36 protein-coding genes are annotated in these 24,130 nt (G+C 54.6%); 33 read left to right on the top strand and 3 right to left on the bottom strand.

Annotated elements, in window-relative coordinates; translation table 11 throughout:
• The 29 genes from FFI95_RS15200 to rplQ form a co-directional block, all read left to right on the top strand.
• On the top strand, positions 1–131 hold a 131-nt coding region (locus FFI95_RS15200), incomplete at its 5' end, for an EF-Tu C-terminal domain-related protein (protein ID WP_484177367.1).
• 183 nt (positions 132–314) lie between these two features.
• Positions 315–626, top strand: a complete 312-nt coding sequence (gene rpsJ, locus FFI95_RS15195) for a 30S ribosomal protein S10 (RefSeq protein ID WP_077529290.1) — start codon at positions 315–317, stop codon at positions 624–626.
• Positions 627–702: 76 nt separating this feature from the next.
• Entirely contained in the window at positions 703–1,341 is a 639-nt protein-coding gene (gene rplC, locus FFI95_RS15190) for a 50S ribosomal protein L3 (protein WP_144823882.1), read from the top strand.
• Positions 1,342–1,352: 11 nt separating this feature from the next.
• Positions 1,353–1,958 carry a 50S ribosomal protein L4 gene (gene rplD / locus FFI95_RS15185; RefSeq protein ID WP_144823881.1) on the top strand — a complete coding sequence of 202 codons (606 nt, stop codon included), beginning with the start codon at positions 1,353–1,355 and terminating at the stop codon, positions 1,956–1,958.
• On the top strand, positions 1,955–2,248 hold the full coding sequence (gene rplW, locus FFI95_RS15180) for a 50S ribosomal protein L23 (protein ID WP_144823880.1): 294 nt from the start codon (positions 1,955–1,957) through the stop codon (positions 2,246–2,248). The genes rplD and rplW overlap by 4 nt, the downstream gene beginning before the upstream one ends.
• A gap of 17 nt (positions 2,249–2,265) precedes the next feature.
• Positions 2,266–3,093 (top strand): 50S ribosomal protein L2, encoded by an 828-nt coding sequence (gene rplB / locus FFI95_RS15175; protein WP_144823879.1) that lies wholly within the window; start codon positions 2,266–2,268, stop codon positions 3,091–3,093.
• A gap of 23 nt (positions 3,094–3,116) precedes the next feature.
• The gene (gene rpsS / locus FFI95_RS15170; protein ID WP_144823878.1) at positions 3,117–3,392 is read left to right on the top strand and encodes a 30S ribosomal protein S19; all 276 of its coding nucleotides are present in this window, start codon (positions 3,117–3,119) and stop codon (positions 3,390–3,392) included.
• Positions 3,393–3,409: 17 nt separating this feature from the next.
• A complete protein-coding gene (rplV, locus tag FFI95_RS15165) occupies positions 3,410–3,742 on the top strand; it encodes a 50S ribosomal protein L22 (RefSeq protein WP_144823877.1) in 333 nt (110 codons plus the stop codon).
• 11 nt (positions 3,743–3,753) lie between these two features.
• Positions 3,754–4,437, top strand: a complete 684-nt coding sequence (gene rpsC / locus FFI95_RS15160) for a 30S ribosomal protein S3 (RefSeq protein ID WP_144823876.1) — start codon at positions 3,754–3,756, stop codon at positions 4,435–4,437.
• Between the two features lie 12 nt (positions 4,438–4,449).
• Positions 4,450–4,863, top strand: coding sequence for a 50S ribosomal protein L16 (gene rplP, locus FFI95_RS15155; RefSeq protein WP_144823875.1), 414 nt, complete (start codon positions 4,450–4,452; stop codon positions 4,861–4,863).
• Complete coding sequence (gene rpmC, locus FFI95_RS15150) at positions 4,863–5,054, top strand: 50S ribosomal protein L29 (RefSeq protein WP_144823883.1); 192 nt, start codon at positions 4,863–4,865, stop codon at positions 5,052–5,054. Before rplP ends, rpmC begins: the two co-directional genes overlap by 1 nt.
• Position 5,055: 1 nt before the next feature.
• Complete coding sequence (rpsQ, locus tag FFI95_RS15145; protein ID WP_144823874.1) at positions 5,056–5,322, top strand: 30S ribosomal protein S17; 267 nt, start codon at positions 5,056–5,058, stop codon at positions 5,320–5,322.
• 18 nt (positions 5,323–5,340) lie between these two features.
• A complete protein-coding gene (gene rplN, locus FFI95_RS15140) occupies positions 5,341–5,709 on the top strand; it encodes a 50S ribosomal protein L14 (RefSeq protein ID WP_144823873.1) in 369 nt (122 codons plus the stop codon).
• A 17-nt stretch (positions 5,710–5,726) separates the two neighbouring features.
• Positions 5,727–6,047 carry a 50S ribosomal protein L24 gene (gene rplX / locus FFI95_RS15135; protein WP_144823872.1) on the top strand — a complete coding sequence of 107 codons (321 nt, stop codon included), beginning with the start codon at positions 5,727–5,729 and terminating at the stop codon, positions 6,045–6,047.
• Positions 6,048–6,062: 15 nt separating this feature from the next.
• Positions 6,063–6,602, top strand: a complete 540-nt coding sequence (gene rplE / locus FFI95_RS15130) for a 50S ribosomal protein L5 (RefSeq protein ID WP_144823871.1) — start codon at positions 6,063–6,065, stop codon at positions 6,600–6,602.
• Between the two features lie 13 nt (positions 6,603–6,615).
• A complete protein-coding gene (gene rpsN / locus FFI95_RS15125; RefSeq protein WP_144823870.1) occupies positions 6,616–6,921 on the top strand; it encodes a 30S ribosomal protein S14 in 306 nt (101 codons plus the stop codon).
• Positions 6,922–7,009: 88 nt separating this feature from the next.
• A complete protein-coding gene (rpsH, locus tag FFI95_RS15120) occupies positions 7,010–7,402 on the top strand; it encodes a 30S ribosomal protein S8 (RefSeq protein ID WP_144823869.1) in 393 nt (130 codons plus the stop codon).
• A 9-nt stretch (positions 7,403–7,411) separates the two neighbouring features.
• Positions 7,412–7,945, top strand: a complete 534-nt coding sequence (rplF, locus tag FFI95_RS15115; RefSeq protein ID WP_144823868.1) for a 50S ribosomal protein L6 — start codon at positions 7,412–7,414, stop codon at positions 7,943–7,945.
• Positions 7,946–7,954: 9 nt separating this feature from the next.
• Complete coding sequence (gene rplR / locus FFI95_RS15110; protein WP_144823867.1) at positions 7,955–8,302, top strand: 50S ribosomal protein L18; 348 nt, start codon at positions 7,955–7,957, stop codon at positions 8,300–8,302.
• A gap of 12 nt (positions 8,303–8,314) precedes the next feature.
• Positions 8,315–8,815, top strand: coding sequence for a 30S ribosomal protein S5 (gene rpsE, locus FFI95_RS15105; protein WP_144823866.1), 501 nt, complete (start codon positions 8,315–8,317; stop codon positions 8,813–8,815).
• Between the two features lie 4 nt (positions 8,816–8,819).
• Positions 8,820–9,008, top strand: coding sequence for a 50S ribosomal protein L30 (gene rpmD / locus FFI95_RS15100; protein WP_144823865.1), 189 nt, complete (start codon positions 8,820–8,822; stop codon positions 9,006–9,008).
• A 1-nt stretch (position 9,009) separates the two neighbouring features.
• Positions 9,010–9,444, top strand: a complete 435-nt coding sequence (rplO, locus tag FFI95_RS15095) for a 50S ribosomal protein L15 (protein ID WP_144823864.1) — start codon at positions 9,010–9,012, stop codon at positions 9,442–9,444.
• 17 nt (positions 9,445–9,461) lie between these two features.
• Positions 9,462–10,784 (top strand): preprotein translocase subunit SecY, encoded by a 1,323-nt coding sequence (secY, locus tag FFI95_RS15090; protein ID WP_144823863.1) that lies wholly within the window; start codon positions 9,462–9,464, stop codon positions 10,782–10,784.
• A gap of 30 nt (positions 10,785–10,814) precedes the next feature.
• Positions 10,815–10,928, top strand: a complete 114-nt coding sequence (gene rpmJ / locus FFI95_RS15085; RefSeq protein ID WP_008174902.1) for a 50S ribosomal protein L36 — start codon at positions 10,815–10,817, stop codon at positions 10,926–10,928.
• 140 nt (positions 10,929–11,068) lie between these two features.
• A complete protein-coding gene (gene rpsM, locus FFI95_RS15080) occupies positions 11,069–11,425 on the top strand; it encodes a 30S ribosomal protein S13 (protein ID WP_144823862.1) in 357 nt (118 codons plus the stop codon).
• A gap of 13 nt (positions 11,426–11,438) precedes the next feature.
• Positions 11,439–11,828, top strand: a complete 390-nt coding sequence (gene rpsK / locus FFI95_RS15075; protein ID WP_071267319.1) for a 30S ribosomal protein S11 — start codon at positions 11,439–11,441, stop codon at positions 11,826–11,828.
• Positions 11,829–11,846: 18 nt separating this feature from the next.
• Positions 11,847–12,467 carry a 30S ribosomal protein S4 gene (gene rpsD, locus FFI95_RS15070; RefSeq protein WP_144823861.1) on the top strand — a complete coding sequence of 207 codons (621 nt, stop codon included), beginning with the start codon at positions 11,847–11,849 and terminating at the stop codon, positions 12,465–12,467.
• A gap of 47 nt (positions 12,468–12,514) precedes the next feature.
• Complete coding sequence (locus FFI95_RS15065) at positions 12,515–13,519, top strand: DNA-directed RNA polymerase subunit alpha (protein ID WP_144823860.1); 1,005 nt, start codon at positions 12,515–12,517, stop codon at positions 13,517–13,519.
• A gap of 33 nt (positions 13,520–13,552) precedes the next feature.
• Positions 13,553–13,945 (top strand): 50S ribosomal protein L17, encoded by a 393-nt coding sequence (gene rplQ, locus FFI95_RS15060; protein WP_144823859.1) that lies wholly within the window; start codon positions 13,553–13,555, stop codon positions 13,943–13,945.
• 89 nt (positions 13,946–14,034) lie between these two features.
• Here the strand turns inward: rplQ and uvrA are convergent, their stop codons facing one another.
• Positions 14,035–16,869, bottom strand: coding sequence for an excinuclease ABC subunit UvrA (uvrA, locus tag FFI95_RS15055; protein ID WP_144823858.1), 2,835 nt, complete (start codon positions 16,867–16,869; stop codon positions 14,035–14,037).
• A 175-nt stretch (positions 16,870–17,044) separates the two neighbouring features.
• Between uvrA and FFI95_RS15050 the strand changes: the two genes are divergently transcribed.
• Both FFI95_RS15050 and ssb read left to right on the top strand, forming a co-directional pair.
• Positions 17,045–18,415, top strand: a complete 1,371-nt coding sequence (locus FFI95_RS15050) for an MFS transporter (RefSeq protein WP_144823857.1) — start codon at positions 17,045–17,047, stop codon at positions 18,413–18,415.
• A 57-nt stretch (positions 18,416–18,472) separates the two neighbouring features.
• Complete coding sequence (gene ssb / locus FFI95_RS15045; RefSeq protein ID WP_144823856.1) at positions 18,473–19,006, top strand: single-stranded DNA-binding protein; 534 nt, start codon at positions 18,473–18,475, stop codon at positions 19,004–19,006.
• A gap of 101 nt (positions 19,007–19,107) precedes the next feature.
• Here the strand turns inward: ssb and FFI95_RS15040 are convergent, their stop codons facing one another.
• Both FFI95_RS15040 and glnA read right to left on the bottom strand, forming a co-directional pair.
• Complete coding sequence (locus FFI95_RS15040; protein WP_144823855.1) at positions 19,108–19,632, bottom strand: DUF4124 domain-containing protein; 525 nt, start codon at positions 19,630–19,632, stop codon at positions 19,108–19,110.
• A 151-nt stretch (positions 19,633–19,783) separates the two neighbouring features.
• Positions 19,784–21,187 (bottom strand): glutamate--ammonia ligase, encoded by a 1,404-nt coding sequence (gene glnA / locus FFI95_RS15035; RefSeq protein WP_144823854.1) that lies wholly within the window; start codon positions 21,185–21,187, stop codon positions 19,784–19,786.
• 438 nt (positions 21,188–21,625) lie between these two features.
• Between glnA and typA the strand changes: the two genes are divergently transcribed.
• Together typA and dtd are read left to right on the top strand one after the other, a co-directional pair.
• Positions 21,626–23,440, top strand: coding sequence for a translational GTPase TypA (gene typA, locus FFI95_RS15030; protein WP_144823853.1), 1,815 nt, complete (start codon positions 21,626–21,628; stop codon positions 23,438–23,440).
• A gap of 134 nt (positions 23,441–23,574) precedes the next feature.
• Positions 23,575–24,021, top strand: coding sequence for a D-aminoacyl-tRNA deacylase (gene dtd / locus FFI95_RS15025; protein ID WP_144823852.1), 447 nt, complete (start codon positions 23,575–23,577; stop codon positions 24,019–24,021).
• The last annotated feature ends 109 nt before the right edge of the window (positions 24,022–24,130 follow it).

Below are 24,130 nucleotides of genomic sequence, written 5' to 3'. Positions count from 1 at the left end.
TGCCGGGTGACAACGTGAAGATGGATGTTACCCTGATTGCTCCGATCGCCATGGAAGATGGCCTGCGTTTCGCGATTCGCGAAGGTGGCCGTACCGTTGGTGCCGGTGTAGTCGCAAAGATCATCGAGTAAGTCACTCGTTGCATCAGGAAAAGGGGCTGAACAGATCAGCCCCTTTTTCCGTTACAGCCGCAGTTGTTCCTCTTCCAGTCAGGAATCAAGTTTGTTGACATGGTTGGGTATTATGCATACAATGCGGCTCCTTTTTTGAAGGTCGGCTAACAAGTAGCTGCTACGAGTGGAGTTTGGTGCATCATGCAAAGCCAAAAGATTCGAATCCGGTTGAAGGCGTTTGATTATCGCCTGATCGACCAGTCCACGCAGGAGATTGTCGATACCGCAAAGCGGACCGGCGCTCAGGTGCGTGGACCCATCCCTCTGCCGACGCGGAAGGAGAAGTACACTATTCTGATTTCACCGCACGTCAACAAAGATGCGCGCGATCAGTATGAAATTCGTACACATAAGCGTTTGCTTGACATTGTCGAGCCAACGGAAAAGACAGTAGATGCTTTGATGAAGCTGGACCTGGCAGCAGGTGTAGACGTTCAGATTAGCCTCGGTTAATGCCGCCCGGCATTAATCTGTGTAACTGTCCTAAGGCCATAGAGGGTGCAAGCCCCGTACACTATAGAGGTGAAACATGGCAATTGGTGTTGTCGGCCGCAAGGCTGGTATGACCCGTATTTATACGGAAGGTGGCGAGGCGTTGCCCGTCACGGTAGTTGAGGTTGAACCTAACCGCATTACTCAACTGAAGACTCTCGAAAGCGATGGCTATCGCGCTGTCCAGGTAACTGTAGGCTCCCGTCGTGCCTCCCGCGTAACCAAGGCTGAAGCAGGTCATTTTGCCAAGGCAGGTGTTGAGGCTGGTCGTCGGGTCTGGGAATTTCGTCTGGCTGAAGGTGAAGGCGAAGATCTCGCTGCCGGCGGCGAGATTGTTGCCAGCATTTTCGAAGATGGTCAGCTTGTCGATGCCATTGGGCAGTCCAAGGGTAAAGGTTTTCAGGGCGGTGTTAAGCGCTGGAACTTTTCCATGCAGGACGCCACGCATGGTAACTCGCTGGCGCATCGTGCCCCGGGTGCAATTGGTCAGAACCAGACTCCGGGCAAGGTGTTCAAGGGCAAGAAGATGGCGGGCCAGATGGGTAATGCGCGGGTCACTGTGCAGAACCTGGAAGTTGTCCGTGTCGATGCCGAGCGCAATCTCCTGCTGATTAGTGGTGCCGTTCCCGGCGCGACTGGCAGTGATGTTGTCATCAAGCCTGCACTGAAAGCCTGAGGAGCGGTTCGATGGAATTGACAGTTAAAGGTAGTGGTAAGGAAATTTCCGTTTCTGACGCCGCATTTGCCAAAGATTTTAATGAGTCGCTGGTGCACCAGGTTGTTACTGCTTACATGGCAGGCGGTCGCCAGGGTACTAAAGCCCAGAAAAACCGTTCAGAAGTCAGCGGTGGCGGTAAGAAGCCATGGCGTCAGAAAGGCACCGGACGCGCCCGTGCCGGTACGATTCGTAGCCCGATCTGGCGTGCTGGTGGTGTAACCTTTGCTGCGAAGCCCCGCGGTTTCGAGCAAAAGGTCAACCGTAAGATGTACCGTGCCGCAATGAGCTCTATTTTCTCCGAGCTGGTTCGTCAGGAGCGCCTGGTGCTGGTGGACGATTTCACTGTTGAAGCGCCCAAAACCAAGGCGTTTGCATCCAAGCTGGCTGATCTCGGCGTTTCAAACGCGCTGGTACTGACAGAAAGCGTGGAACAGAATCTGCACCTGGCCTCTCGCAACGTTCCTCACGTCGATGTGCGTGATGTTGCAGGTCTTGACCCGGTCAGCCTGGTTACCTTTGATAATGTAGTGGTAACTGTTCCCGCTCTGAAAAAGATCGAGGAGATGCTGGGATGAATCAGGAACGTATTTATCAGGTCCTTCTTGGGCCTCACGTATCGGAGAAAGCATCTCTGGTGGCAGAGCATAGCCAGGTGGTTTTCCGGGTCGCCCCGGATGCAACCAAGCCGGAGATCAAAAAAGCCGTTGAGCAGTTGTTCAACGTCACCGTAGAAGGTGTTCAGGTTCTGAACCGTAAGGGTAAGCTTAAGCGCACTATCCGCGGGTTCGGCAAGCGTGATGACATTCGCAAGGCTTATGTGAAGCTGGCTGAAGGTCAGGACATCGATTTTCTGGATGTGGAATAAGGTAAAGGGGTCGTAATATGCCGATCGTCAAAACCAAGCCAACATCTGCCGGACGCCGCCACGTTGTAAAACTTTACAACTCGGATTTGTATAAAGGGCGCCCTTATCAGCCGTTGGTTGAAGCACAGGACCGGAATGGTGGCCGTAACAATGCCGGCCGCATTACCAGTCGCCATGTCGGTGGTGGGCACAAGCAGCACTACCGTAAAATAGATTTTAAGCGGACCAAAGATGGTGTTCCTGCGACAATTGAGCGCATTGAATACGATCCGAACCGCTCAGCGCACATAGCGCTGCTCAAGTATGCCGACGGAGAGCGCCGTTACATTATTGCTCCCAAAGGCCTGCAGCTCGGGCAGTCTGTGCGCTCCGGAATCGACGCGCCTATTAAGGTTGGAAGCACGTTGCCGCTGCGGAATATCCCGGTAGGCTCTGTGATTCATTGCGTTGAACTCAAGCCTGGCAAAGGTGCCCAGCTGGCCCGCTCTGCGGGTGCATCCGTACAGTTGGTTGCACGGGAAGGCGCGTATGCGACCCTCCGCCTGCGTTCAGGTGAAATGCGTAAGGTGCTTGTAGATTGTCGTGCAACGTTGGGTGAAGTATCCAACGCCGAGCACAGTCTCAAGCGGCTTGGCAAAGCGGGTGCATCACGTTGGCGTGGCAAGCGTCCAACAGTACGTGGTGTTGCTATGAACCCAGTTGACCACCCGCATGGTGGTGGTGAAGGGCGTACCTCTGGCGGACGTCACCCGGTTACTCCGTGGGGTGTTCCGACCAAAGGGCATAAGACTCGTAAGAACAAGCGTACTGATAATATGATAGTACGTCGTCGTTCAGCCAAGTAAACGACTACATAGAGGTAAATGCTGTGCCACGTTCTTTAAAGAAAGGTCCTTTTATAGACCTGCATCTGTTGAAGAAGGTCGAGGCAGCTCTGGAATCCAACGATAGGCGGCCGATCAAAACATGGTCGCGCCGTTCTACAATTTTTCCAGAGTTCGTAGGCTTGACCATTGCAGTCCACAACGGCAGGCAGCACGTGCCGGTTTATGTCACCGAAGATATGGTGGGGCATAAACTGGGTGAGTTCGCGGCAACGCGCACTTATCGTGGCCATGTGGCCGACAAGAAAGCTAAACGCTGATTGTGAGGGGAAACGAAATGGAAGTAGCAGCCAAGCATAAGGGCGCTCGCCTCTCAGCTCAGAAAGCGCGTCTTGTCGCCGACCAGGTCCGCGGCAAGGCTGTTGAGGACGCCCTGAACATTCTGACTTTCAGCCCTAAAAAAGCGGCGGCGGTCATCAAGAAAGCTCTTGAGTCAGCCATCGCTAACGCTGAGCATAATGAAGGTCTGGACGTTGACGAACTGCGGGTTTCCACCATCATGGTGGACGAAGGCCCGACGCTCAAGCGTATCAAAGCTCGGGCAAAGGGGCGCGCTGACAGAATTATGAAGCGCACCTGTCATATCACCGTCAAGGTCGCCGACAAGTAGGAGATGCTCAGATGGGTCATAAAGTAAATCCAATCGGCTTCCGCCTGGGTGTGATCAAAGAGCACAACTCAGTCTGGTATGCCGAAAAGAAGGAATACGCGAACAACCTGTTGAACGATATTCAGGTTCGTGAGTTCCTGGACAAGCGTCTGGAAAAGGCGTCTGTCAGCAAAATTGTGATCGAGCGCCCTGCTCAGAACGCCCGTATCACGATTCATACCGCCCGCCCCGGTATCGTTATCGGTAAAAAGGGCGAAGATGTTGATCGTCTGCGTCGCGAAGTTGGCGCCATGATGGGTGTGCCCGTGCACATCAACATCGAAGAAGTCCGCAAGCCGGACCTTGATGCCCGCCTGGTAGCGCAAAACGTTGCCGGTCAGCTCGAGCGTCGTGTGATGTTCCGTCGCGCCATGAAGCGTGCGGTACAGAACGCCATGCGCCAGGGAGCCCAGGGTATCCGGATCCAGGTTGGCGGCCGTCTCGGGGGTGCTGAAATTGCCCGTTCCGAGTGGTACCGCGAAGGACGCGTTCCGCTGCACACACTGCGTGCAGACATTGATTACGCATCCTACGAAGCGCATACCACCTACGGCATTATCGGCGTCAAGGTATGGATCTTCAAAGGTGAGATTCTTGGTGGTATGGAACAGGTCCGTGCCGACAAGAAAGCCTCTGGGAAGAAAGGTTCTAAGTAAAGGGGCACTCTTATGTTGCAACCAAAACGCACCAAATTCCGTAAGGTAATGAAAGGCCGTAACACCGGCCTTGCGCACCGGGCAAACAAAGTGAGCTTCGGTGAGTACGGATTGAAAGCAACGACGCGTGGGCGTATAACTGCGCGCCAGATTGAAGCGGCACGTCGTACCATGACCCGTAAGATCAAACGGGGTGGTAAGATCTGGATCCGGGTATTCCCGGACAAGCCAATCTCGGGCAAGCCGCTTGAAGTACGTATGGGTAAAGGTAAAGGTTCTGTCGAGTACTGGGTGGCGGAAGTTCAGCCAGGCCGGATGCTCTACGAGATGGAAGGCGTGGGCGAAGACATTGCGCGCGAAGCCTTCACTCTTGCGGCAGCGAAACTGCCGGTACAGACCACCTTTGTAACGAGGACGGTGATGTGATGAAAGCAACAGAGCTGCGTGAAAAATCAGCCGATGAGCTGAACAAGGAGCTGATCAACCTCCTGAAGGAGCAGTTCAACCTGCGCATGCGTAAGGCAACAGGTCAGCTGAATCAGTCTCACCTTCTCGTCAAGGTGAAGCGCGATATCGCTCGTGTGAAAACAGTATTGAACGAAAAGGCAGGACAGTGACATGACCGAAGCTACCCAAACTGCCAGAACTCTTAGCGGCAAGGTCGTGAGCAACAAGATGGAAAAGTCCATCGTGGTTCTTGTGGAGCGTCAGGTAAAGCATCCTCTGTACGGTAAGTACATGAAGCGCTCAAGCAAGATCCATGCTCATGATGAGAGCAACCAGTGCAACATCGGTGACACAGTAACCATCAAGGAAACCCGTCCGGTCTCGAAGACCAAGAGCTGGGCCCTGGTGGAAGTCACTGAACATGCATCCAAGGTGTAAGACGCCCGGAGAACAACCATGATTCAGACTCAGACAACGCTTGAAGTCGCGGACAACAGTGGTGCGCGTGAGGTGATGTGCATCAAGGTCCTGGGCGGTTCACACCGGCGTTACGCCAACGTTGGGGATATTATCAAGGTGACCGTTAAGGAAGCCATCCCCCGCGGGAAAGTGAAAAAGGGCCAGGTCCTGAAAGCTGTAGTCGTGCGTACCCGTAAAGGTGTACGTCGTCCAGACGGTTCGCTGATCCGTTTTGACGGTAACGCAGCTGTACTTCTGAACCCTCAGGACGCGCCAATTGGTACCCGTATCTTCGGACCGGTTACCCGTGAACTGCGAAATGAAAAGTTCATGAAAATTATCTCACTGGCACCCGAAGTACTTTAGAGGACCAGAGGCCGGTTATGAAAAAGATCAAACGAGATGACGAAGTAATCGTCACCACGGGGAAAGACAAAGGCAAACGTGGTAAAGTCCTGAAGGTTCAGGACAATGGTAAAGTGCTTGTTTCAGGCATCAACATGATGAAGAAACACACCAAGCCGAACCCGATGCTGGGCACCCCAGGTGGCATCGTCGAAAAAGAAGCACCTATCCAGGCTTCCAACGTGGCTATTTTTAATCCGCAGACCGGCGCAGCCGATCGTGTAGGCTTCCAGATTGAGGAAGACGGTACACGTAAGCGGATCTTCAAAGCTACGAAAGAAGCTGTCGATAACCAGTAAGCGGTGGTGGTTACGATGCTTAACATGAAAGAGCAGTACAGCAAGGACGTGGTACCCGCCCTGCAGAAAGAGTTCAGTTACAAGAACGCTATGCAGGTGCCGCGTATCAAGAAAATTACCCTGAACATGGGTGTCGGCGAAGCGGTTGGTGACAAAAAGCTGATTGAAAACGCTGTGGCGGATCTTGAGCGCCTGGCGGGTCAGAAAGCAGTTGTTACCACAGCACGTAAGTCCGTTGCGGGTTTCAAAATCCGTGAAGGCTGGCCGATTGGTTGTAAAGTTACCCTGCGTGGCGAGCGCATGTGGGATTTCTTTGACCGCCTGGTGCACATTGCGGTTCCCCGCATTCGTGACTTCCGCGGCCTGAATCCCAAATCCTTTGACGGGCGCGGTAACTACAGCATGGGTGTGCGTGAGCAGATCATCTTCCCTGAGATTGAGTACGACAAAGTCGACAAAATCCGCGGGCTGGATATAACCATTACCACCAGTGCTGAAACCGACGAAGAAGGTCGCGAGCTGCTGAAAGCTTTCGGCTTCCCGTTCAAGAAATAAAGGAACGAGAGTAATGGCTAAGGTTTCAATGAAAAACCGGGAGCTCAAGCGCGAGAAGACAGTTGCAAAGTATGCAGCTAAGCGTGCAGAGCTCAAGGCGATTATCAAAAGCCCCCATACCAGCGATGAGGACCGCTGGGACGCACAGCTGAAGCTACAACAGCTTCCGCGCGATGCTTCCCCTTCGCGTCTTCGTAATCGTTGCCAGGTGACTGGTCGCCCCCACGGCGTCCTGCGTAAGTTCGAACTGTCACGGATCAAACTCCGTGAGTACGGCATGCGTGGCGATGTTCCGGGCCTGACCAAGGCAAGCTGGTAAGATAGGTGCCCTGACTCACGTCAGGTGCCTGTTGGTAAGCGGTGCGGCAAGCCGCTGCACAACTAAAAAGATCAGGAGCCTCATACTGATGAGTATGCAAGACACGCTTGCGGATATGGTTACCCGTATACGCAATGCCCAGATGGCCTCGAAAGCAGACGTTACGATGCCATCTTCAAATATGAAGACCTCAATAGCGCAGGTCCTTAAGGACGAAGGCTATGTGGAAGATTTCTCCGTTACTGCCGACGCAAAGCCGGAGTTGACCATTTCTCTTAAATACTTTGGTGGCAAACCGGTTATTGAAGAGATTAAGCGCGTCAGTCGCCCGAGTCTGCGTCAGTACAAGGGCACGGGAAACCTGCCGAAAGTATCCGGCGGGCTGGGAATCGCGATCGTCTCAACGTCTAAAGGCGTTATGACAGACCGTGCCGCACGAGCTGCTGGCGTAGGTGGCGAAGTCATCTGCACCGTATATTAGGAGAATCACATGTCCAGGGTTGCCAATAATCCTGTCGTGCTGCCTTCCGGTGTTGAGGTCAAGCTGAACGGACAGGAAATTAGTGTAAAGGGCTCCAAGGGAGCTCTTGAAATGTCGATTCACCAAGCGGTTGAAGTAAAGCAGGAAGAGAATGTACTTCGCTTTGCTGGTCGTGATGGTGCCCAAAAGTCCCGCGCTCTTGCTGGTACAACCCGCGCGCTGGTCAATAACATGGTAACTGGGGTATCCGCTGGCTTTGAGCGTAAGCTCCAGCTGGCCGGGGTTGGTTACCGGGCCCAGGCGCAAGGTAGTAAGCTCAACCTGACACTGGGTTTTTCACACCCGGTAGAATATGAGCTGCCCGAGGGGATTACCGCTGAAACTCCGTCGAACACGGAGATTGTGGTTCGCGGTATCGATAAGCAACAGGTTGGCCACGTCGCTGCGGAAATCCGCGCGTTCCGTCCGCCCGAGCCGTACAAAGGCAAAGGTGTTCGGTATGCGGATGAGCAGGTCAGACGCAAAGAAGCCAAGAAGAAATAAGGCGGGACTATGAGCGCGAATAACGAAAGATTGCGTCGCGCACGCAAAGTGCGCATGAAGATCCGTGAGCTGGGCTCGACACGTTTGTGCGTTCACCGCACGCCGCGTCATATGTACGCCCAGGTTACAACTGCAGACGGCAGCCAGGTGCTGGCCACTGCCTCCACGTTAGATAAGGATCTGCGCCAGGGTGCAACCGGAAACGTGGAAGCCGCAAAAAAGGTCGGTCAGCTGATTGCTGAGCGTGCCAAGGCGGCGGGTGTTGAGCAGGTCGCTTTTGACCGTTCCGGTTACCGTTATCACGGTCGCGTGCAGGCTCTTGCCGACGCAGCCCGTGAAGCTGGCTTGCAATTCTAAGAGGTGGAGAAGATGAGCGTTAACGATCAGAAGGCGCCTGAGCTCCAGGAAAAGCTGGTTCAGGTAAACCGCGTCGCCAAGGTGGTCAAGGGTGGTCGCGTCTTCGCGTTCACTGCATTGAGCGTTGTTGGTGACGGTAAAGGACGCGTTGGCTTTGGCCGTGGCAAGGCACGTGAAGTGCCGGTCGCAATCCAGAAGTCGATGGAAGCTGCGCGTAAAAACATGGTAGATGTACCCCTTGATGGCAATACTTTGCAGTTTGCCGTTCGGGCCCAGCACAGTGGCTCCAAGGTGTACATGCAGCCAGCCTCCGAAGGTACGGGCATCATTGCCGGTGGCGCGATGCGCGCAGTACTTGAGGTTGCAGGTGTGCAGAACGTACTGTCCAAGTGCTACGGGTCAACCAACCCGGTGAACGTGGTACGTTCCACCATTAAGGGTCTCCAGGCCACTCAGGCGCCTGAAGATGTTGCAGCCAAGCGCGGGAAATCCGTCGAAGAAATTCTGGGTTGAAGTCATGGCGAACGCAAATAAGATCAAAGTAACTCTGGCCCGCAGCCCTATCGGCTGCCAGCCCAAGCACAGACTGTGTGTTCAGGGCCTGGGTCTACGTAAAATCGGTCAGACCGTTGAGGTAGAGGATACGCCCTCCATCCGCGGAATGATCAACCGGGTGAATTACCTGGTTCAGGTTGAGGAGAACTAAGATGCGTCTGAACGAACTTAGTCCAGAGCCTGGCTCACGGCACTCCGCAAAGCGGGTCGGTCGTGGCATTGGTAGCGGCCTCGGTAAAACCGGTGGTCGCGGCCACAAGGGCTTGAAAGCCCGTTCCGGTGGTCGTGTAGCACCGGGATTTGAGGGTGGTCAGCAGCCGCTGGCCCGTCGTCTGCCGAAGTTTGGCTTTACATCGCGTCAGCAGCGTTACGTGGCGGAAATCCGTCTCAACGAGCTGGCTATGGTTGAAGGCGATGTAGTGGACCTGTCGGCACTGAAAAAGGCCGACGTTATCCGTGAAGAGATTCGCGAAGCCAAGGTGATTCTGTCCGGTGAAATCGACCGTGCAGTAACTGTTAAAGGGCTTCGGGCAACCAAAGGCGCGCGCGAGGCAATCATTGCCGCGGGTGGAAAAGTCGAAGACTAAGGCGAGTCGAGGACTAAATGGCCAAGAACGCATCATTGCCTGCGGGCGCGGGAAAAGGACTGGCAGAGCTGCGATCGCGGCTCTGGTTTGTCTTCCTGGCATTGCTGGTGTACCGGGTCGGTGCCCACATTCCGGTGCCAGGTATAAACCCCGACCGGCTGGCGGCACTGTTCGAACAGAATCAGGGAACCATCCTGAGTATGTTCAACATGTTTTCCGGTGGTGCGCTCGAGCGCATGAGTATCTTAGCTCTCGGTATCATGCCGTATATCTCTGCCTCGATTATCATGCAGCTGATGACTGCGGTAAGCCCGCAGCTTGAGCAGCTGAAAAAAGAAGGCGAAGCTGGCCGTCGCAAGATCAGCCAGTACACGCGGTATGGTACGGTTGTCCTCGCCCTGGTGCAGGGCTTCGGGATTTCTGTCGGACTGGCATCCCAGGGTGTCACCTTCAACGACAGCTTCAGCTTCCACTTCGTGGCGGTTGTCTCTTTCGTGAGTGGTGCGGTCTTCATGATGTGGCTCGGCGAGCAGATCACAGAGCGGGGTGTTGGTAACGGCATTTCCCTGTTGATCTTCGCGGGCATCGTGGCGGGGCTTCCCGGCGCGATCGGTCAGACGCTGGAGCAGGCCCGCAACGGTGAAATGAGCCTGTTGCTGGTTCTGGGTATTGGTATACTGGCGGTTGCCATTGTCGGCTTCGTGGTATTCATGGAGCGCGGACAGCGGCGGCTGACCATCAACTATGCCAAGCGGCAGCAAGGGCGCCGGGTGTTTGCCCAGCAGTCCAGTCATCTGCCGCTGAAAGTTAATATGGCAGGCGTCATTCCGCCGATCTTTGCCTCCTCGATTCTTCTGTTTCCGGCATCGCTGGGACAGTGGTTCGGGCAAGGCGAAGGTATGGAGTGGCTGAGCGATATCTCTCAGGCCCTGGCACCCAGCCAGCCGTTATATATCATCCTGTTTGCAGCAGCAGTCATATTTTTCTGCTTCTTCTACACAGCATTGATGTATAATCCGAAGGAAGTTGCGGATAACCTCAAGCGCTCTGGAGCGTTTATTCCGGGCATACGTCCGGGCGATCAGACAGCCAAGTATATCGATGGCGTTCTGACCCGTCTGACACTGTTCGGTGCAATGTATATTGCAGCAGTCTCTCTGTTCCCTCAATTTCTGATGGTGGCCGGGAATGTACCGTTCTATCTGGGCGGCACCTCACTGCTGATTGTTGTAGTCGTGGTGATGGATTTCATGGCACAGGTTCAGTCGCACCTGATGTCGCATCAGTATGAATCACTGATGAAGAAGTCCAATCTCAAGGGCTATGGACGGAACGGGTAATACCGTTCCCCTTGAAAACTGGAGTCGACAATGAAAGTACGCGCTTCGGTAAAGAAAATTTGCCGTAACTGCAAAGTAATTCGTCGCAATGGCTCAGTTCGAGTCATCTGCTCGGAGCCTCGTCACAAGCAACGCCAGGGCTGATTCCTTCGGGAGGCAGTCTGGCTGACGAAAAGGTTCGTGATAGTAACGCTTGACTCGAGTGTGGGTCAGGCGTTATTATTTCGCGCCCTTTTTGTGGCGGAAAATTCACACAGCAAAGCTTTGAACGCGGAGTAATTTGGATGGCACGTATAGCCGGTGTCAATATACCCGATCACAAACATGCTGTTATCTCGCTGACCTACATCTTTGGTGTTGGCAAGACAACAGCCCAGAAGCTTTGCGATGCAACCGGCGTTAAGCCGGACGTCAAGGTCAAAGACCTGTCCGACGAGCAGCTCGATTCACTTCGTACTGAAGTGGGTAAAGTAGCAGTCGAAGGCGATCTGCGTCGTGAAGTACAGATGAACATTAAGCGTTTGAAGGATCTCGGATGTTATCGTGGTCTGCGTCACCGTCACGGGCTTCCCGTCCGCGGCCAGCGCACCAAGACCAACGCTCGCATGCGTAAAGGTCCACGCAAACCTATTCGTAAGTAACAGGTAGGCAAACATGGCAAAGCCAGGTACACGTACCCGTAAAAAGGTGAAGAAGACGGTTGTTGATGGCGTCGCGCACGTACACGCGTCCTTCAACAACACCATCGTGACCATTTCCGACCGTCAGGGCAACGTCCTGTCCTGGGCCACTTCCGGTGGTTCCGGTTTTCGTGGGTCACGTAAGAGCACACCTTTTGCTGCGCAGGTAGCAGCTGAAAGAGCCGGTAACGCGGCTGCTGAATACGGCCTTAAAAACCTGGACGTAGAGGTTAAGGGTCCCGGGCCCGGACGCGAATCTGCAGTTCGTGCCCTCAATGGGTGTGGCTACAAGATCACCAACATCACTGATGTGACGCCGATTCCCCATAACGGCTGTCGTCCGCCTAAAAAGCGCCGCGTCTAACACAGGAGACAGTGAATTATGGCTCGTTATATAGGCCCGAAGTGCAAGCTGTCTCGTCGTGAAGGGACAGATCTATTTCTGAAGAGCGGTGTTCGCGCGCTGGATTCCAAGTGCAACATCGAGACTCCGCCGGGTATGCACGGCGCGCGTCGCAGTCGTCTGTCCGAGTACGGCGTTCAGCTTCGTGAAAAACAGAAAGTACGTCGTATTTACGGCGTTCTGGAAAAACAGTTCCGCAACTACTACAAAGAAGCGGCTCGCCAGGCAGGCGCAACGGGTGAAAACCTGCTGCAGCTGCTCGAGACGCGTCTGGATAACGTTGCATATCGCATGGGTTTCGGTTCTACCCGTGCAGAATCCCGTCAGCTCGTCACCCACAAGGCGATCCTGGTAAACGACAAGGTAGTGAACGTACCGTCCTACAAAGTCCGTCCGGGTGATGTTGTGAGCGTGCGTGAGAAAGCCAGAAACCAGCTGCGTATCAAAGGCGCACTGGAGCTGTCTGCTAGCCGTGCACCGGTGAGCTGGGTAGAGGTCGACGCCAACAAGATGTCCGGCGTTTACACGTCAGTACCGGAGCGTACTGAGTTGCCGGCCGACATCAATGAGAACCTCATCGTCGAGCTTTACTCCAAGTAAAGCCTGATTTGCAACGTAAGTAGCAACGATAGCAGATAGGGGCGTCTATGCAGCGTTCAGTTCAAGAGTTATTGACACCTCGTACCATTGACGTGAAAGAAGCGAGCGCAACGCACGCCAAGGTAACGCTGGAGCCTCTGGAAAGAGGCTTCGGTCACACCCTGGGAAGCGCGCTGCGTCGCATTCTCTTGTCATCGATGCCGGGTTGCGCCGTAACTGAAGCGCAAATCGACGGCGTCTTGCACGAGTACAGCGCCATTGAGGGTGTCCAGGAAGACGTCATTGAGATTCTGCTGAATCTCAAAGGCGTTGCGGTAAAGATGAACGGTCGGGATGACACTGAGCTGACGCTCAGCAAGAAAGGCCCGGGCGTGGTTACAGCCGGTGATATCAAGCTGGATCATGACGTCGAGATCGCCAACCCGGACCATGTAATCTGTCACCTGAGTGAAAAAGGTGAAGTCAACATGCGTCTGCAGGTAGCGCGCGGCCGGGGCTATGAGCCTGCTGATCAGCGCGGTCTTGCCGAAGATGAGACCCGTGCCATCGGACGCCTGCAACTGGATTCAACCTTCAGCCCGGTTAGGCGCGTGGCTTACACCGTGGAGAGTGCACGGGTAGAGCAGCGTACCGACCTGGACAAGCTGGTTATCGATCTGGAAACCAATGGCACGATTGATCCGGAAGAAGCAATCCGCCGCGCTGCGACGATTCTCCAGCAGCAATTGGCCGTGTTTGTCGATTTCGATCATGAGAAAGAGCCAGAGAGCGTTGAGGAAGAGGAAGAAGTAGATCCGATTCTGCTGCGCCCGGTTGATGATCTGGAGCTGACAGTGCGTTCAGCTAACTGCTTGAAGGCTGAAAACATTTACTACATCGGTGATCTTATACAGCGCACAGAAGTTGAGCTGTTGAAGACGCCCAACCTTGGTAAGAAGTCGCTCACAGAGATTAAGGACGTGCTTGCGTCCCGTGGTTTGTCTCTGGGTATGCGTCTGGATAACTGGCCACCGGCAAGCCTTCGCGGCGATGACCGGGTTCTGGGCGGTTGATTGCCGATTAGTTTAAGGTAAGGAATCAGAGCAATGCGTCATCGTAACAGTGGTCGTAAATTCAGCAGGACCAGCGCGCATCGCAAATCCATGTTTCGTAACATGACTGCGTCGCTGGTTGATCACGAGCTGATCAAAACAACGCTACCGAAAGCAAAAGAGCTTCGTCGTGTAGCAGAGCCTTTGATCACGCTCGCAAAAAATGATTCGGTTGCAAACCGTCGTCTGGCGTTCTCTCGCCTTCGCGACGACGCAGCGGTAGCCAAGCTCTTCAACGAACTTGGTCCTCGCTACAACGAGCGTCCGGGTGGCTATCTTCGTATCCTGAAGTGTGGCTTCCGTGCCGGCGACAATGCCCCTATGGCCTTTGTCGAACTGGTGGGTCGTCCGTTGGACATCGAAGCAGAAGAAGTAGACGAAGACTGAGTTAGTCTTAAGTCACAAAAAAGCCGGAGTCTTCATCGAAGTCTCCGGCTTTTTTGTGTCCGTAATTCCAGAAGGGGGAAGCCCGCGCCTCAGTCCGGGCGCGTCAGTACAGGTTTAAGGTAATGGCCGGTGTGGGAGCCAGGGCTTGCAGCCACCTGTTCAGGTGTACCTTCGGCTATAATCTGACCCCCGCCTGAGCCGCCTTCCGGCCCCAGGTCAATGACCCAATCCGCGGTTTTGATGACATCCAGGTTGTGCTCAATAACGACAACCGTATTGCCATGGTCCCTGAGCCGTTGCAGCACGTTCAGCAATTGCTGGATATCGTAGAAGTGTAACCCTGTGGTGGGCTCGTCCAATATGTACAGGGTCTTTCCGGTATCCCGCTTTGAGAGCTCTTTGGCAAGCTTTACCCGCTGGGCTTCACCACCAGACAACGTAATGGCACTTTGGCCCAGACGTATGTAGGAAAGCCCGACATCCATCAGGGTTTGCAGCTTACGGGCAAGAAACGGTACAGCGTCAAAGAACTCCCGGCCTTCTTCAACCGTCATATCCAGCACTTCGCTGATGTTTTTGCCTTTGTACCGGACCTCCAGGGTTTCCCGGTTATAACGTTTGCCTTTGCATACATCACAGGGAACATACACGTCCGGGAGGAAGTGCATTTCGACCTTGATCAGGCCGTCCCCCTGGCAGGCTTCACAGCGACCACCCTTAACGTTGAACGAGAAGCGCCCCGGCTTGTAGCCCCTGGATCTGGCTTCCTGAGTGCCGGCAAATAATTCCCGGACAGGGGTGAAGATCCCCGTATAAGTGGCCGGGTTAGACCTTGGGGTGCGGCCGATGGGGCTTTGGTCAATGTCGATGACCTTATCCAGGTTGTCCAGGCCTTTGAGGTCGGTATAGGGCGCATGGCTGAGGCTGGTGGCTTTGTTTAGTTGAGTGGCTGCAATCGGGTACAGAGTGCTGTTGATCAGCGTTGACTTGCCAGAGCCTGACACGCCGGTTATGCAGGTCATCACCCCCAGTGGCAGATTCAGGGTCACGTTTTTCAGGTTGTTTCCGGTTGCGCCAGTCAGGGTGAGCGTCTGGCCATTACCCGTATGCCGGGTGTCCGGGATGGCGATCTCTTTGGCGCCGGTCAGGTACTGCCCGGTAAGTGATTCGGGCGTCGCAAGGATCTGCGCCGGCGTTCCCTGTGCTATCACCTTCCCCCCATGCACCCCCGCGCCCGGGCCTATGTCGATAACATGATCGGCGGAGCGAATGGCATCCTCGTCGTGCTCGACAACAATCACGGTGTTGCCCAGGTCGCGAAGATGGGTGAGGGTGCGTAGCAGTCGGTCGTTGTCGCGCTGATGCAAGCCGATGGAAGGCTCGTCGAGAATATACATAACGCCCACCAGACCAGCGCCAATCTGACTTGCAAGCCGGATACGCTGGGCCTCGCCGCCGGAAAGAGTGTCGGCACTACGCTCCAGCGTCAGGTACTCAAGCCCTACGTTGACGAGAAACTCAAGCCGCTGGTGTATTTCCCGGGTGATTTTCTCGGCAATCTCCCCTTTGCGACCGGGAAGTTCAAGAGTGTCGAAATAGGTGTAGGCCTCTCCGATGGGGAGGTGGGTGATTTCCGGCAGGTTGCGCTCTTCAATGAACACATGGCGGGCACTGCGGCGCAGCCGGGAACCATGGCAGGCCTTGCAGGGCTGAGTGCTGAGGTTGCGGGCCAGTTCTTCCCTTACGCTCTGGGAATCGGTTTCCCGGTAGCGACGCTCAAGGTTGGGGATAATGCCTTCGAATGTATGTGATCTTTCCATGATATGGCCACGGGAGTTCACATAACGAAAAGGTATTTCCTCGGCGCCGGATCCGAACAGTAAGAGGGTGCGGAAATCCTCCGGAAACTCCTGCCAGGGCGTATCCAGGTCCATACCATAATGCTCGGCAATGCTTCCCAGCATCTGGAAGTAATACACGGCCCGACGATCCCAGCCTTTGATGGCGCCTGCGGCAATGGTGGACTCCGGGTGCTGAACAAGTTTATCTGCATCAAAGAACTGTTTGACACCCAGGCCGTCACAGGTCGGGCAGGCGCCGGCCGGGCTGTTGAAGGAGAACAGCTTGGGTTCCAGCTCGCTCAGCGCATAGCCGCACTGAGTGCAGGCATACTTCGCAGAAAACGTCTGTTCTTCGCCATCGCTGTCGGCGTCCATGGGAGCAACCAGTGCGATGCCGTCGGCAAGCCCCAGTGCGGTCTCAAAACTCTCGGCAAGCCGCTGCTCCAGGCCGGGCTTTACCTTGAAGCGGTCAACCACCACATCGATTTGGTGTTTGCGTTTTTTGTCGAGGGAGGGAACGTCGTCGATATCATAGACAGTGCCGTCAACCCGTAGACGGATAAACCCCTGGCTACGCATGGTCTCAATAACCTGAAGGTGTTCGCCTTTACGATCCCGGATGACCGGCGCCAGAATCATCAGTTTGCTGGCTTCGGGCATGGCCAGAACCTGGTCAACCATCTGGCTGATAGTCTGGGCTTCCAGAGGCTGGCCGTGGTCCGGGCAGCGTGGTTCGCCCGCCCGGGCAAACAGCAGCCGCAGATAGTCGTAAATCTCGGTGATGGTTCCTACCGTCGACCGGGGGTTATGGGAGGTGGATTTCTGCTCGATGGAGATGGCAGGGGACAGACCTTCAATGTGGTCGATATCAGGCTTCTCCATCATGGAGAGAAACTGGCGGGCGTAGGTGGACAGTGATTCCACGTAGCGCCGCTGGCCTTCCGCATAGAGTGTATCGAAGGCCAGGGAAGATTTGCCTGAGCCTGATAGCCCGGTGATAACAATCAGCTTGTCCCTTGGGATATCCAGGTCGATATTCTGCAGGTTGTGGGTACGTGCCCCTTTGATCTGGATATGGTCCATAACACCTCGCGTAGAGAAAAAACGTCAATTATACCCCGTTACAGCGGCCGCGGCGAAACGGTTGATCAAGTGGTCGCTGTCCCCCGGTGAAGGACCTTCTGTTACAATGCGCCGCCTGTTAAAGAGATGTTATCTCAAGGCCATGCATTCAACTCCGAAGGAGGAGCTCACCATCATGAATACGCTGGAAAAGCGCTCCGTATTTGCGCTGGCCTCCGTGTATGCCATACGCATGCTGGGCCTGTTCATGATCATGCCGGTATTCATGCTGCTGGGGGATGGTCTTGATGGCTCCACGCCGGCATTACTGGGCCTGGCGATTGGCGCTTATGGCCTGAGCCAGGCAGTACTGCAGATTCCCTTTGGTCTGCTCTCGGATCGTGTGGGCCGCAAGCGCATGATTTACATTGGCCTGATCGTGTTTGCTGCCGGCAGCATACTGGCCGGATCCACCAACTCCATATACGTGGTTATCGCCGGCCGGATTCTGCAGGGGGCCGGAGCCATAGCCAGTGTGCTTATGGCACTGCTCAGCGATCTTACCCGGGAGGAGCAGCGCACCAAAGGCATGGCCACCGTTGGTATTTCTATCGGGCTGTCGTTTTCCGTCTCTCTGGTGCTTGGGCCGTTGGTAGGCTCGGTGTGGGGGTTGTCCGGCATTTTCTACGCCACAGCGGCCCTGGCGATGATTGCGCTTGTGATCGTCAGCCGTGTAGTACCTACGCCGCACCAGCACAAAGTCAGTGCGGACACACATCCGGCAAAAGCCATGCTCGGTCGGGTGCTGTCTGACGGGCGCCTGCTGCGGCTGGATTTTGGCATTTTCGCACTGCACCTGGTGCTGACGTCCCTGTTTCTGGTGATTCCGAATATTTTGCAGGATCAGCTGGGGCTAGCCAGTAGCTCACACTGGTGGTTTTATCTGAGTGTGATGCTGACCTCGTTTTTTGCCATGGTGCCGTTTATTATTATTGGCGAGAAAAAGCGCAAGATGAAGCCCGTGTTGTGTGGCGCGATAGCCTTGCTTGCCATGGCAACAGCGGGGCTGGCCGGTGTGTCAGACAGCCTGGTGATTGCCTGGGCTGTGATGTTTTTCTTCTTTATGGCCTTTAATCTGCTGGAGGCCAGCCTGCCATCCCTGATCAGTAAAGAGGCACCGGCGGCCAGCAAAGGCACCGCCATGGGAGTCTACTCCACCTCTCAGTTTATGGGGGCGTTTCTGGGTGGGGCCTTTGGCGGTTTCCTGCTGCAGCAGGTTGGAACTGAAGGTGTGGTCTGGTTTATGGTAATCGTTCTCGCACTATGGCTACTGGTTGCGCTTACGATGCCGGCGCCGAGTCACACATCCGGTTTCGTGGTACAGTTACAGGATACTGTCGACCACCAGTACGACAGTGTTGATGGCAGTCTGCGCCGCTTGCCGGGTGTGCAGGATGTAGTGATTGTAGAAAACGCTGCTACCGCTTATCTGAAGGTGGACCGACAGCACTTTGATGAGACGTTACTCACGGATTTTCCCTTTGTCCGGTCGAGTAGTCGTTCTTGAAATCCGGAGGCTCGCAAGGAATGCGGGCGTCGCAGAAAACAGAATCAGGAGCAGAACATGGCAAGAGGCGTAAACAAAGTTATTCTTATCGGGAATCTGGGTCAGGATCCGGATACCCGTTATACACCGAACGGTAATGCCGTCGTGAACATGAACATTGCCACCGACGAAAGTTACAAGGACCGTCAGACCGGCCAGCTGGTACCGAAAACCGAGTGGCACCGTATTGTGATGTTCGGAAAGGTTGCGGAAATTGCCGGCCAGTACCTGCGTAAAGGCTCCAAAGTCTATATTGAGGGCAAGCTGCAAACCCGCAAGTGGCAGAACCGCGAAGGTCAGGATGTGTACACCACAGAAGTGGTCGTGGATATTAATGGCCAGATGCAGATGCTGGACAGCCGCGGCGGTGATGCCGGTATGAACCAGGGAGCGCCAGCCGGTCGCCCTCAGCAGCAGGCAGCACCTGCTCAGAGTCAGTCCCAGCCGCCGCAGTCAGGTGGCTATGCCCAGAACCAAAACCAGAATCAGCCAGCCCAGGGCGGCAGTATGCCCGAGCCGGTTGACGACTTTGATGATGACATACCGTTCTAGATCGGTGTCTCTGTAGCTTGTTGAGCTAACTCTGTTGAATTAAGGCCCCTTGTTCAGGGGCCTTTTGTTTCGTGCAGGAAAAACCTGGCCATCAAGTGGGGTCAGTTCTGAACAGAGGGCCGGTGCACGGTAAAGCGAATAGCGTTGCCAGTCTTAACCTGAACGCCATTACTGTCCACAATATGAATCCCGGCTTCGTGGGTGCCCCGGAATACATTGCTGACTGATACAAATCCAGACGAACTCTGGCCGACGGGTTGGCCGTCCAGGGTTACTTCGTATTTGTGACCCGGCTGCAGCCCGGGTGTGCTTTGAACTTCAAAGCGAATGTTGCCATTGCCGCTGTGAAACGCCTGCCCGTCTTCCGGGTATATGAATGACACACTCTCATACGCAGACCCTTCCTGCTCGACCTCTTCCCGGAGCCTGTCCGTTTCCCGGACATTCCGTAGTTTCGGCAGGGTAACGGTGGTAACAGGCTTCACGTCTACCGTTTCGGCACCTTCTGAGGGCTCATCAGAAAAGGTGACATTCCCCTGAGCATCTACGTTGCGGTAAACCTCTGCCGCAACCGGCCCCGTGAGCAGGAGCATCAGCCCCGCTGTGATACCAAACTTAGGGTTCATAAAAACAGCCTGCTGTAATGTTTGGTCTGATTATCAGGGGCAGGGCGGCCCTTTTCAATGTACTGATCCGTTAAGGATGGTTACATATCGTTAAGGCCGCCATCGTTGTGTCTGGGGTCACAAAAAACCCCGCACCGGGCGGGGTCTGACTTCAGCAGGAGTAGTAAAGCTCGAACTCCACCGGGTGCGTGGTCATGTTTAATTGCTCCACTTCACCCTCTTTAAGTGCAATGTAACCCTCAATCATATCTTCGGTAAATACGCTGCCGCGAGTCAGAAATTCATGGTCTTCTTTCAATGCTTCCAGGGCTTCCTGAAGCGTAGTAGCAACCTGCGGGATGCTCAGGGCCTCTTCCTTTGGCAGGTCGTACAGGTCCTTATCCATGGCATCGCCCGGGTGAATTTTGTTCTGGATGCCGTCGAGCCCTGCCATCATCAGTGCTGCGAATGCCAGATACGGGTTGGCGGCTGCGTCCGGAAAGCGAACTTCAACACGACGGGCTTTCGGGCTGGTGACATAAGGGATGCGGATAGAGGCTGAACGGTTACGAGCCGAGTACGCCAGCATAACCGGTGCTTCGTAACCCGGGACCAGGCGCTTGTAACTGTTGGTGGCCGGGTTGGTGAAGGCGTTAATGGCTTTGGCGTGCTTGATAATACCGCCAATGTAAAACAGCGCCATTTCACTCAGGCCGGCGTAGCTGTCACCAGCAAACAGGTTCTTGCCATCTTTGTTCAGGCTCATATGTACGTGCATGCCAGAGCCGTTATCGCCCACCACCGGCTTGGGCATAAAAGTGGCTGTCTTGCCATAGGCATGGGCAACGTTATGTACGCAGTATTTAAGAATCTGCACTTCGTCGGCTTTTTTGGTCAGTGTATTGGGGCCCACGCCTATCTCGCACTGACCGGCTGTACCCACCTCGTGGTGGTGTACTTCAATCTCCAGCCCCATCGACTCCATGGCGGCACACATGGCGCCGCGCAGGTCGTGCAGGCTGTCCACTGGCGGCACCGGAAAGTAGCCACCCTTTACGCCCGGGCGGTGGCCAATATTATTACGATTGAAATCATCACCGGATACCCAGGCAGCCTCTTCGGAGTGGAGCTCGTACATGGAGCCCTGCATGTCGGTTTTCCATCTTACGGAATCAAAGATGAAGAACTCCGGCTCCGGACCAAACAGGGCGCCATCTGCCGTGCCGGTGGATTTGAGGTACTCTTCAGCCCGTTGCGCAACCGAACGCGGGTCGCGCTCGTAGCCCTGCATGGTTGAGGGTTCGACGATATCGCAGGTGATGTTGACGGTGCTTTCTTCGGTAAAGGGGTCAAGAACGGAGCTGCTGTCATCTGGCATGAGGATCATGTCGGACTCGTTAATGCCCTTCCAGCCCGCGATGGAAGAACCGTCAAACATCTTGCCTTCCGTAAAGAAGTCTTCGTCTACTTCGGTTGCCGGCATAGTGACATGCTGCTCTTTACCGCGGCTGTCAGTGAAGCGCAGGTCAACCCATTTGACTTCGTACTCGTTAATCAAACTAACTGTCTTGGACATGTGCGTGCTCCGTAAGTAATCCCGCGCCGCGGGCGAATTCGTGATCAGTGTTCCGGACAATGCTGCGGGGCTGAGTTCCGGTCTGTTTTTCTGGTCTGCGCAGCTTAACAAAAGCAGCGGATTCTTACCTTCAAATTTCGGTGTTGCAGGAGTTAAAAATCAGGAGGGAGAGGGTAAACATGATATAGTTGGAGATAAGATCACGATTAAAAAATAGGCGTTCTTCTTCATATAAACGGCGCGGGGTTTTCGCTATACTGCGTGCCGCTTCATTTTCTCCGCATGTACCCGGATTCTTGGTCCGGGTGTTACATGTGAGGCGCCAGGCCGCCAGGCTCTGGTGGATGAGTTCATTTTACGGATTTGAGAAGGCATGTACGGGTGACGCCCGGGAACGACCCTCTCAGGTCATTGAGTGCATGCCGCAGGATTAAATTTGTGATAGAAAAACTTCGTAATATTGCCATTATTGCCCACGTTGACCATGGTAAAACCACACTTGTAGACAAGCTACTGCGCCTTTCAGGCACGCTGGACCGGAAAGAGCTCGAAAACGAGCGCGTCATGGATTCCGACGATCAGGAAAAAGAGCGCGGAATTACCATTCTGGCCAAGAACACCGCCCTCAAGTGGAACGATTACAACATCAACATTGTTGATACTCCGGGCCACGCGGATTTTGGTGGTGAAGTAGAGCGTGTGATGAGCATGGTGGACTGTGTGCTGCTGGTGGTGGATTCCATCGACGGCCCCATGCCGCAAACCCGCTTTGTAACCCAGAAAGCATTTGATGCCGGACTGCGTCCGATTGTTGTCGTGAACAAGATTGACCGTCCGGGCGCACGTCCGGACTGGGTCGTAGAGCAGGTGTTTGACCTGTTCGATGCTTTGGGGGCGACGGACGAGCAGCTGGACTTCCCGATTGTTTACGCCAGTGCCCTGAACGGCGTTGCCGGTTGGGAACACGAAAACCTGGAAGACAATATGGACGCCGTGTTTCAGGCGATTGTTGACCATGTGCCTGCGCCGTCGGTTGATCCGGACGGCCCTTTCCAGATGCAGATCTCGCAGCTTGACTACAACAACTTTCTGGGCGTAATCGGCATTGGACGAATTGCCCGTGGCAAAGTTAAAGCCAACTCTCCGGTGGTTGCCATAGGGGCTGACGGGAAAAAGCGTCAGGGCCGTATCCTCAAAATTATGGGGCACTCCGGACTGCAGCGGGTAGAGGTAGATGATGCGCAGGCAGGCGATATTGTCTGTGTCAGTGGTCTGGACCCGCTGTACATCTCCGACACCCTGTGCGACATGAATAACGTTGAGGCATTGCCGGCGCTTACGGTAGACGAGCCTACAGTCTCCATGACCTTCCAGGTTAACGATTCCCCCTTCTGTGGTCAGGAAGGCAAGTTCGTCACCAGCCGGAATATCAAAGAACGCCTTGAAAAAGAGCTGCTGCACAACGTCGCTTTGCGCGTTGAAGAAACCGAGTCTGCAGACAAGTTCAAAGTGTCCGGGCGTGGCGAACTGCACCTTTCCGTTCTTATTGAGAACATGCGCCGTGAAAACTTCGAGCTGGCCGTTGGCCGTCCGGAAGTCGTTATCCGGGAAGTAGACGGCGAGCCGCACGAGCCCTACGAAAACGTGATTGTCGACATTGAGGAAGAGCATCAGGGGCCTCTGATGGAGCAGATGGGGCTGCGTAAGGGCGAGCTCACCAACATGGTACCGGATGGTAAGGGCCGGATCCGGCTGGATTACACCATCCCGGCACGAGGACTGATTGGTTTCCGCAACTCATTCCTCACCATGACGTCGGGCACAGGCATTCTTACGTCGACCTTCAGCCACTACGGACCTATTAAAGGAGACGGCGGCGTAACCAGCCGGCAGAACGGGGTTCTGATCTCAATGGCAAAAGGCACGGCTTTGACCTACTCTCTGGAAACACTCCAGAGTCGTGGCAAGCTTTTCCTTGACCCGGGGCAGGAGGTATACGAAGGCCAGATTTGCGGTATCCACAGTCGTGACAGTGATCTGGTGATTAACCCCACCAAAGGCAAGAAGCTGGACAACATGCGTGCCTCTGGCAAAGACGAGGTGATTGGCCTGGTTCCGCCCATCAAGTTTACCCTTGAACAGGCACTGGAATTCATCGATGACGATGAACTGGTTGAAGTGACTCCCAAGTCGATTCGCCTGCGCAAGAAGCACCTGACAGAAAACGACCGTAAGCGTGCGAACAAGAAATAATGTTCACGCACTGAACGAGACCGGTACTGGAAACAGTGCCGGTCTTTTTGTATCAGGGTTGCCAGAACCGGCTGGCATGGATACACTCTTGCCTGTTTTTTATTCTCATCTGTCCGGAGCAGTCAGGAAATCGGATGAAAGGGCTTGTCCAGCGAGTATCAAAAGCAAGCGTTACAGTAGGTGGGCGCGAGGTTTCGCGTATAGACACAGGTATCCTGTTGCTGCTGGGTGTGGAGAAGGAAGATGAGATCAAAGAGGCAAGGGAGTTGTGCCGAAAAATCTTAACCTACCGTATTTTTCCCGATGAAGCCGGGCGTATGAACCTCAGTCTGCTCGACACGGGGGCTGCCCTGCTTGTTGTCCCTCAGTTTACGCTCGCCGCAGACACCTCTTCTGGCACCCGCCCGGGCTTTTCCCGGGCAGCAGCTCCGGATGTTGCTGAGCACCTGTATTCTGGCTTCCTGGAACTGGCAAATGAGGGACTGGGCGAAGATAAAGTTAAAGCAGGGCGCTTTGGTGCGGATATGGATGTCAGCCTGATTAATGACGGTCCTGTAACCTTTATGCTTTCATCCCGCTGAGGCCATAAAACAGGGCAAAAATACCACCGAAAATATTGCAAAATGCGTGCGGTTGTATTAAAACACGTTTATATAAAGCGGCGCTTTAAGAGAGCGTTGTAAGTTGCTG

Origin of the sequence: Marinobacter piscis (genome assembly GCF_007671655.1) — a bacterium.
Lineage (GTDB): Bacteria > Pseudomonadota > Gammaproteobacteria > Pseudomonadales > Oleiphilaceae > Marinobacter > Marinobacter piscensis.
The sequence above is the reverse complement of the archived record's forward strand: the minus strand, read 5'-3'. Positions and strand labels throughout refer to the sequence as shown.

Coding starts and splice junctions, on each gene's coding strand:
- rplP (WP_144823875.1), top strand. CDS start 4,450: ATGTTGCAACCAAAACGCACCAAATTCCGTAAGGTAATGAAAGGCCGT.
- rplD (WP_144823881.1), top strand. CDS start 1,353: ATGGAATTGACAGTTAAAGGTAGTGGTAAGGAAATTTCCGTTTCTGAC.
- rplX (WP_144823872.1), top strand. CDS start 5,727: ATGAAAAAGATCAAACGAGATGACGAAGTAATCGTCACCACGGGGAAA.
- rpsE (WP_144823866.1), top strand. CDS start 8,315: ATGAGCGTTAACGATCAGAAGGCGCCTGAGCTCCAGGAAAAGCTGGTT.
- FFI95_RS15040 (WP_144823855.1), bottom strand. CDS start 19,632: ATGAACCCTAAGTTTGGTATCACAGCGGGGCTGATGCTCCTGCTCACG.
- rplE (WP_144823871.1), top strand. CDS start 6,063: ATGCTTAACATGAAAGAGCAGTACAGCAAGGACGTGGTACCCGCCCTG.
- dtd (WP_144823852.1), top strand. CDS start 23,575: ATGAAAGGGCTTGTCCAGCGAGTATCAAAAGCAAGCGTTACAGTAGGT.
- rpsQ (WP_144823874.1), top strand. CDS start 5,056: ATGACCGAAGCTACCCAAACTGCCAGAACTCTTAGCGGCAAGGTCGTG.
- rplC (WP_144823882.1), top strand. CDS start 703: ATGGCAATTGGTGTTGTCGGCCGCAAGGCTGGTATGACCCGTATTTAT.
- rplQ (WP_144823859.1), top strand. CDS start 13,553: ATGCGTCATCGTAACAGTGGTCGTAAATTCAGCAGGACCAGCGCGCAT.
- rplW (WP_144823880.1), top strand. CDS start 1,955: ATGAATCAGGAACGTATTTATCAGGTCCTTCTTGGGCCTCACGTATCG.
- rplO (WP_144823864.1), top strand. CDS start 9,010: ATGCGTCTGAACGAACTTAGTCCAGAGCCTGGCTCACGGCACTCCGCA.
- rpmJ (WP_008174902.1), top strand. CDS start 10,815: ATGAAAGTACGCGCTTCGGTAAAGAAAATTTGCCGTAACTGCAAAGTA.
- FFI95_RS15050 (WP_144823857.1), top strand. CDS start 17,045: ATGAATACGCTGGAAAAGCGCTCCGTATTTGCGCTGGCCTCCGTGTAT.
- glnA (WP_144823854.1), bottom strand. CDS start 21,187: ATGTCCAAGACAGTTAGTTTGATTAACGAGTACGAAGTCAAATGGGTT.
- rplV (WP_144823877.1), top strand. CDS start 3,410: ATGGAAGTAGCAGCCAAGCATAAGGGCGCTCGCCTCTCAGCTCAGAAA.
- rpmD (WP_144823865.1), top strand. CDS start 8,820: ATGGCGAACGCAAATAAGATCAAAGTAACTCTGGCCCGCAGCCCTATC.
- rpsC (WP_144823876.1), top strand. CDS start 3,754: ATGGGTCATAAAGTAAATCCAATCGGCTTCCGCCTGGGTGTGATCAAA.
- rplF (WP_144823868.1), top strand. CDS start 7,412: ATGTCCAGGGTTGCCAATAATCCTGTCGTGCTGCCTTCCGGTGTTGAG.
- rplR (WP_144823867.1), top strand. CDS start 7,955: ATGAGCGCGAATAACGAAAGATTGCGTCGCGCACGCAAAGTGCGCATG.
- rpsM (WP_144823862.1), top strand. CDS start 11,069: ATGGCACGTATAGCCGGTGTCAATATACCCGATCACAAACATGCTGTT.
- rpmC (WP_144823883.1), top strand. CDS start 4,863: ATGAAAGCAACAGAGCTGCGTGAAAAATCAGCCGATGAGCTGAACAAG.
- rplB (WP_144823879.1), top strand. CDS start 2,266: ATGCCGATCGTCAAAACCAAGCCAACATCTGCCGGACGCCGCCACGTT.
- rpsJ (WP_077529290.1), top strand. CDS start 315: ATGCAAAGCCAAAAGATTCGAATCCGGTTGAAGGCGTTTGATTATCGC.
- rplN (WP_144823873.1), top strand. CDS start 5,341: ATGATTCAGACTCAGACAACGCTTGAAGTCGCGGACAACAGTGGTGCG.
- rpsN (WP_144823870.1), top strand. CDS start 6,616: ATGGCTAAGGTTTCAATGAAAAACCGGGAGCTCAAGCGCGAGAAGACA.
- ssb (WP_144823856.1), top strand. CDS start 18,473: ATGGCAAGAGGCGTAAACAAAGTTATTCTTATCGGGAATCTGGGTCAG.
- FFI95_RS15065 (WP_144823860.1), top strand. CDS start 12,515: ATGCAGCGTTCAGTTCAAGAGTTATTGACACCTCGTACCATTGACGTG.
- rpsK (WP_071267319.1), top strand. CDS start 11,439: ATGGCAAAGCCAGGTACACGTACCCGTAAAAAGGTGAAGAAGACGGTT.
- uvrA (WP_144823858.1), bottom strand. CDS start 16,869: ATGGACCATATCCAGATCAAAGGGGCACGTACCCACAACCTGCAGAAT.
- rpsD (WP_144823861.1), top strand. CDS start 11,847: ATGGCTCGTTATATAGGCCCGAAGTGCAAGCTGTCTCGTCGTGAAGGG.
- rpsH (WP_144823869.1), top strand. CDS start 7,010: ATGAGTATGCAAGACACGCTTGCGGATATGGTTACCCGTATACGCAAT.
- secY (WP_144823863.1), top strand. CDS start 9,462: ATGGCCAAGAACGCATCATTGCCTGCGGGCGCGGGAAAAGGACTGGCA.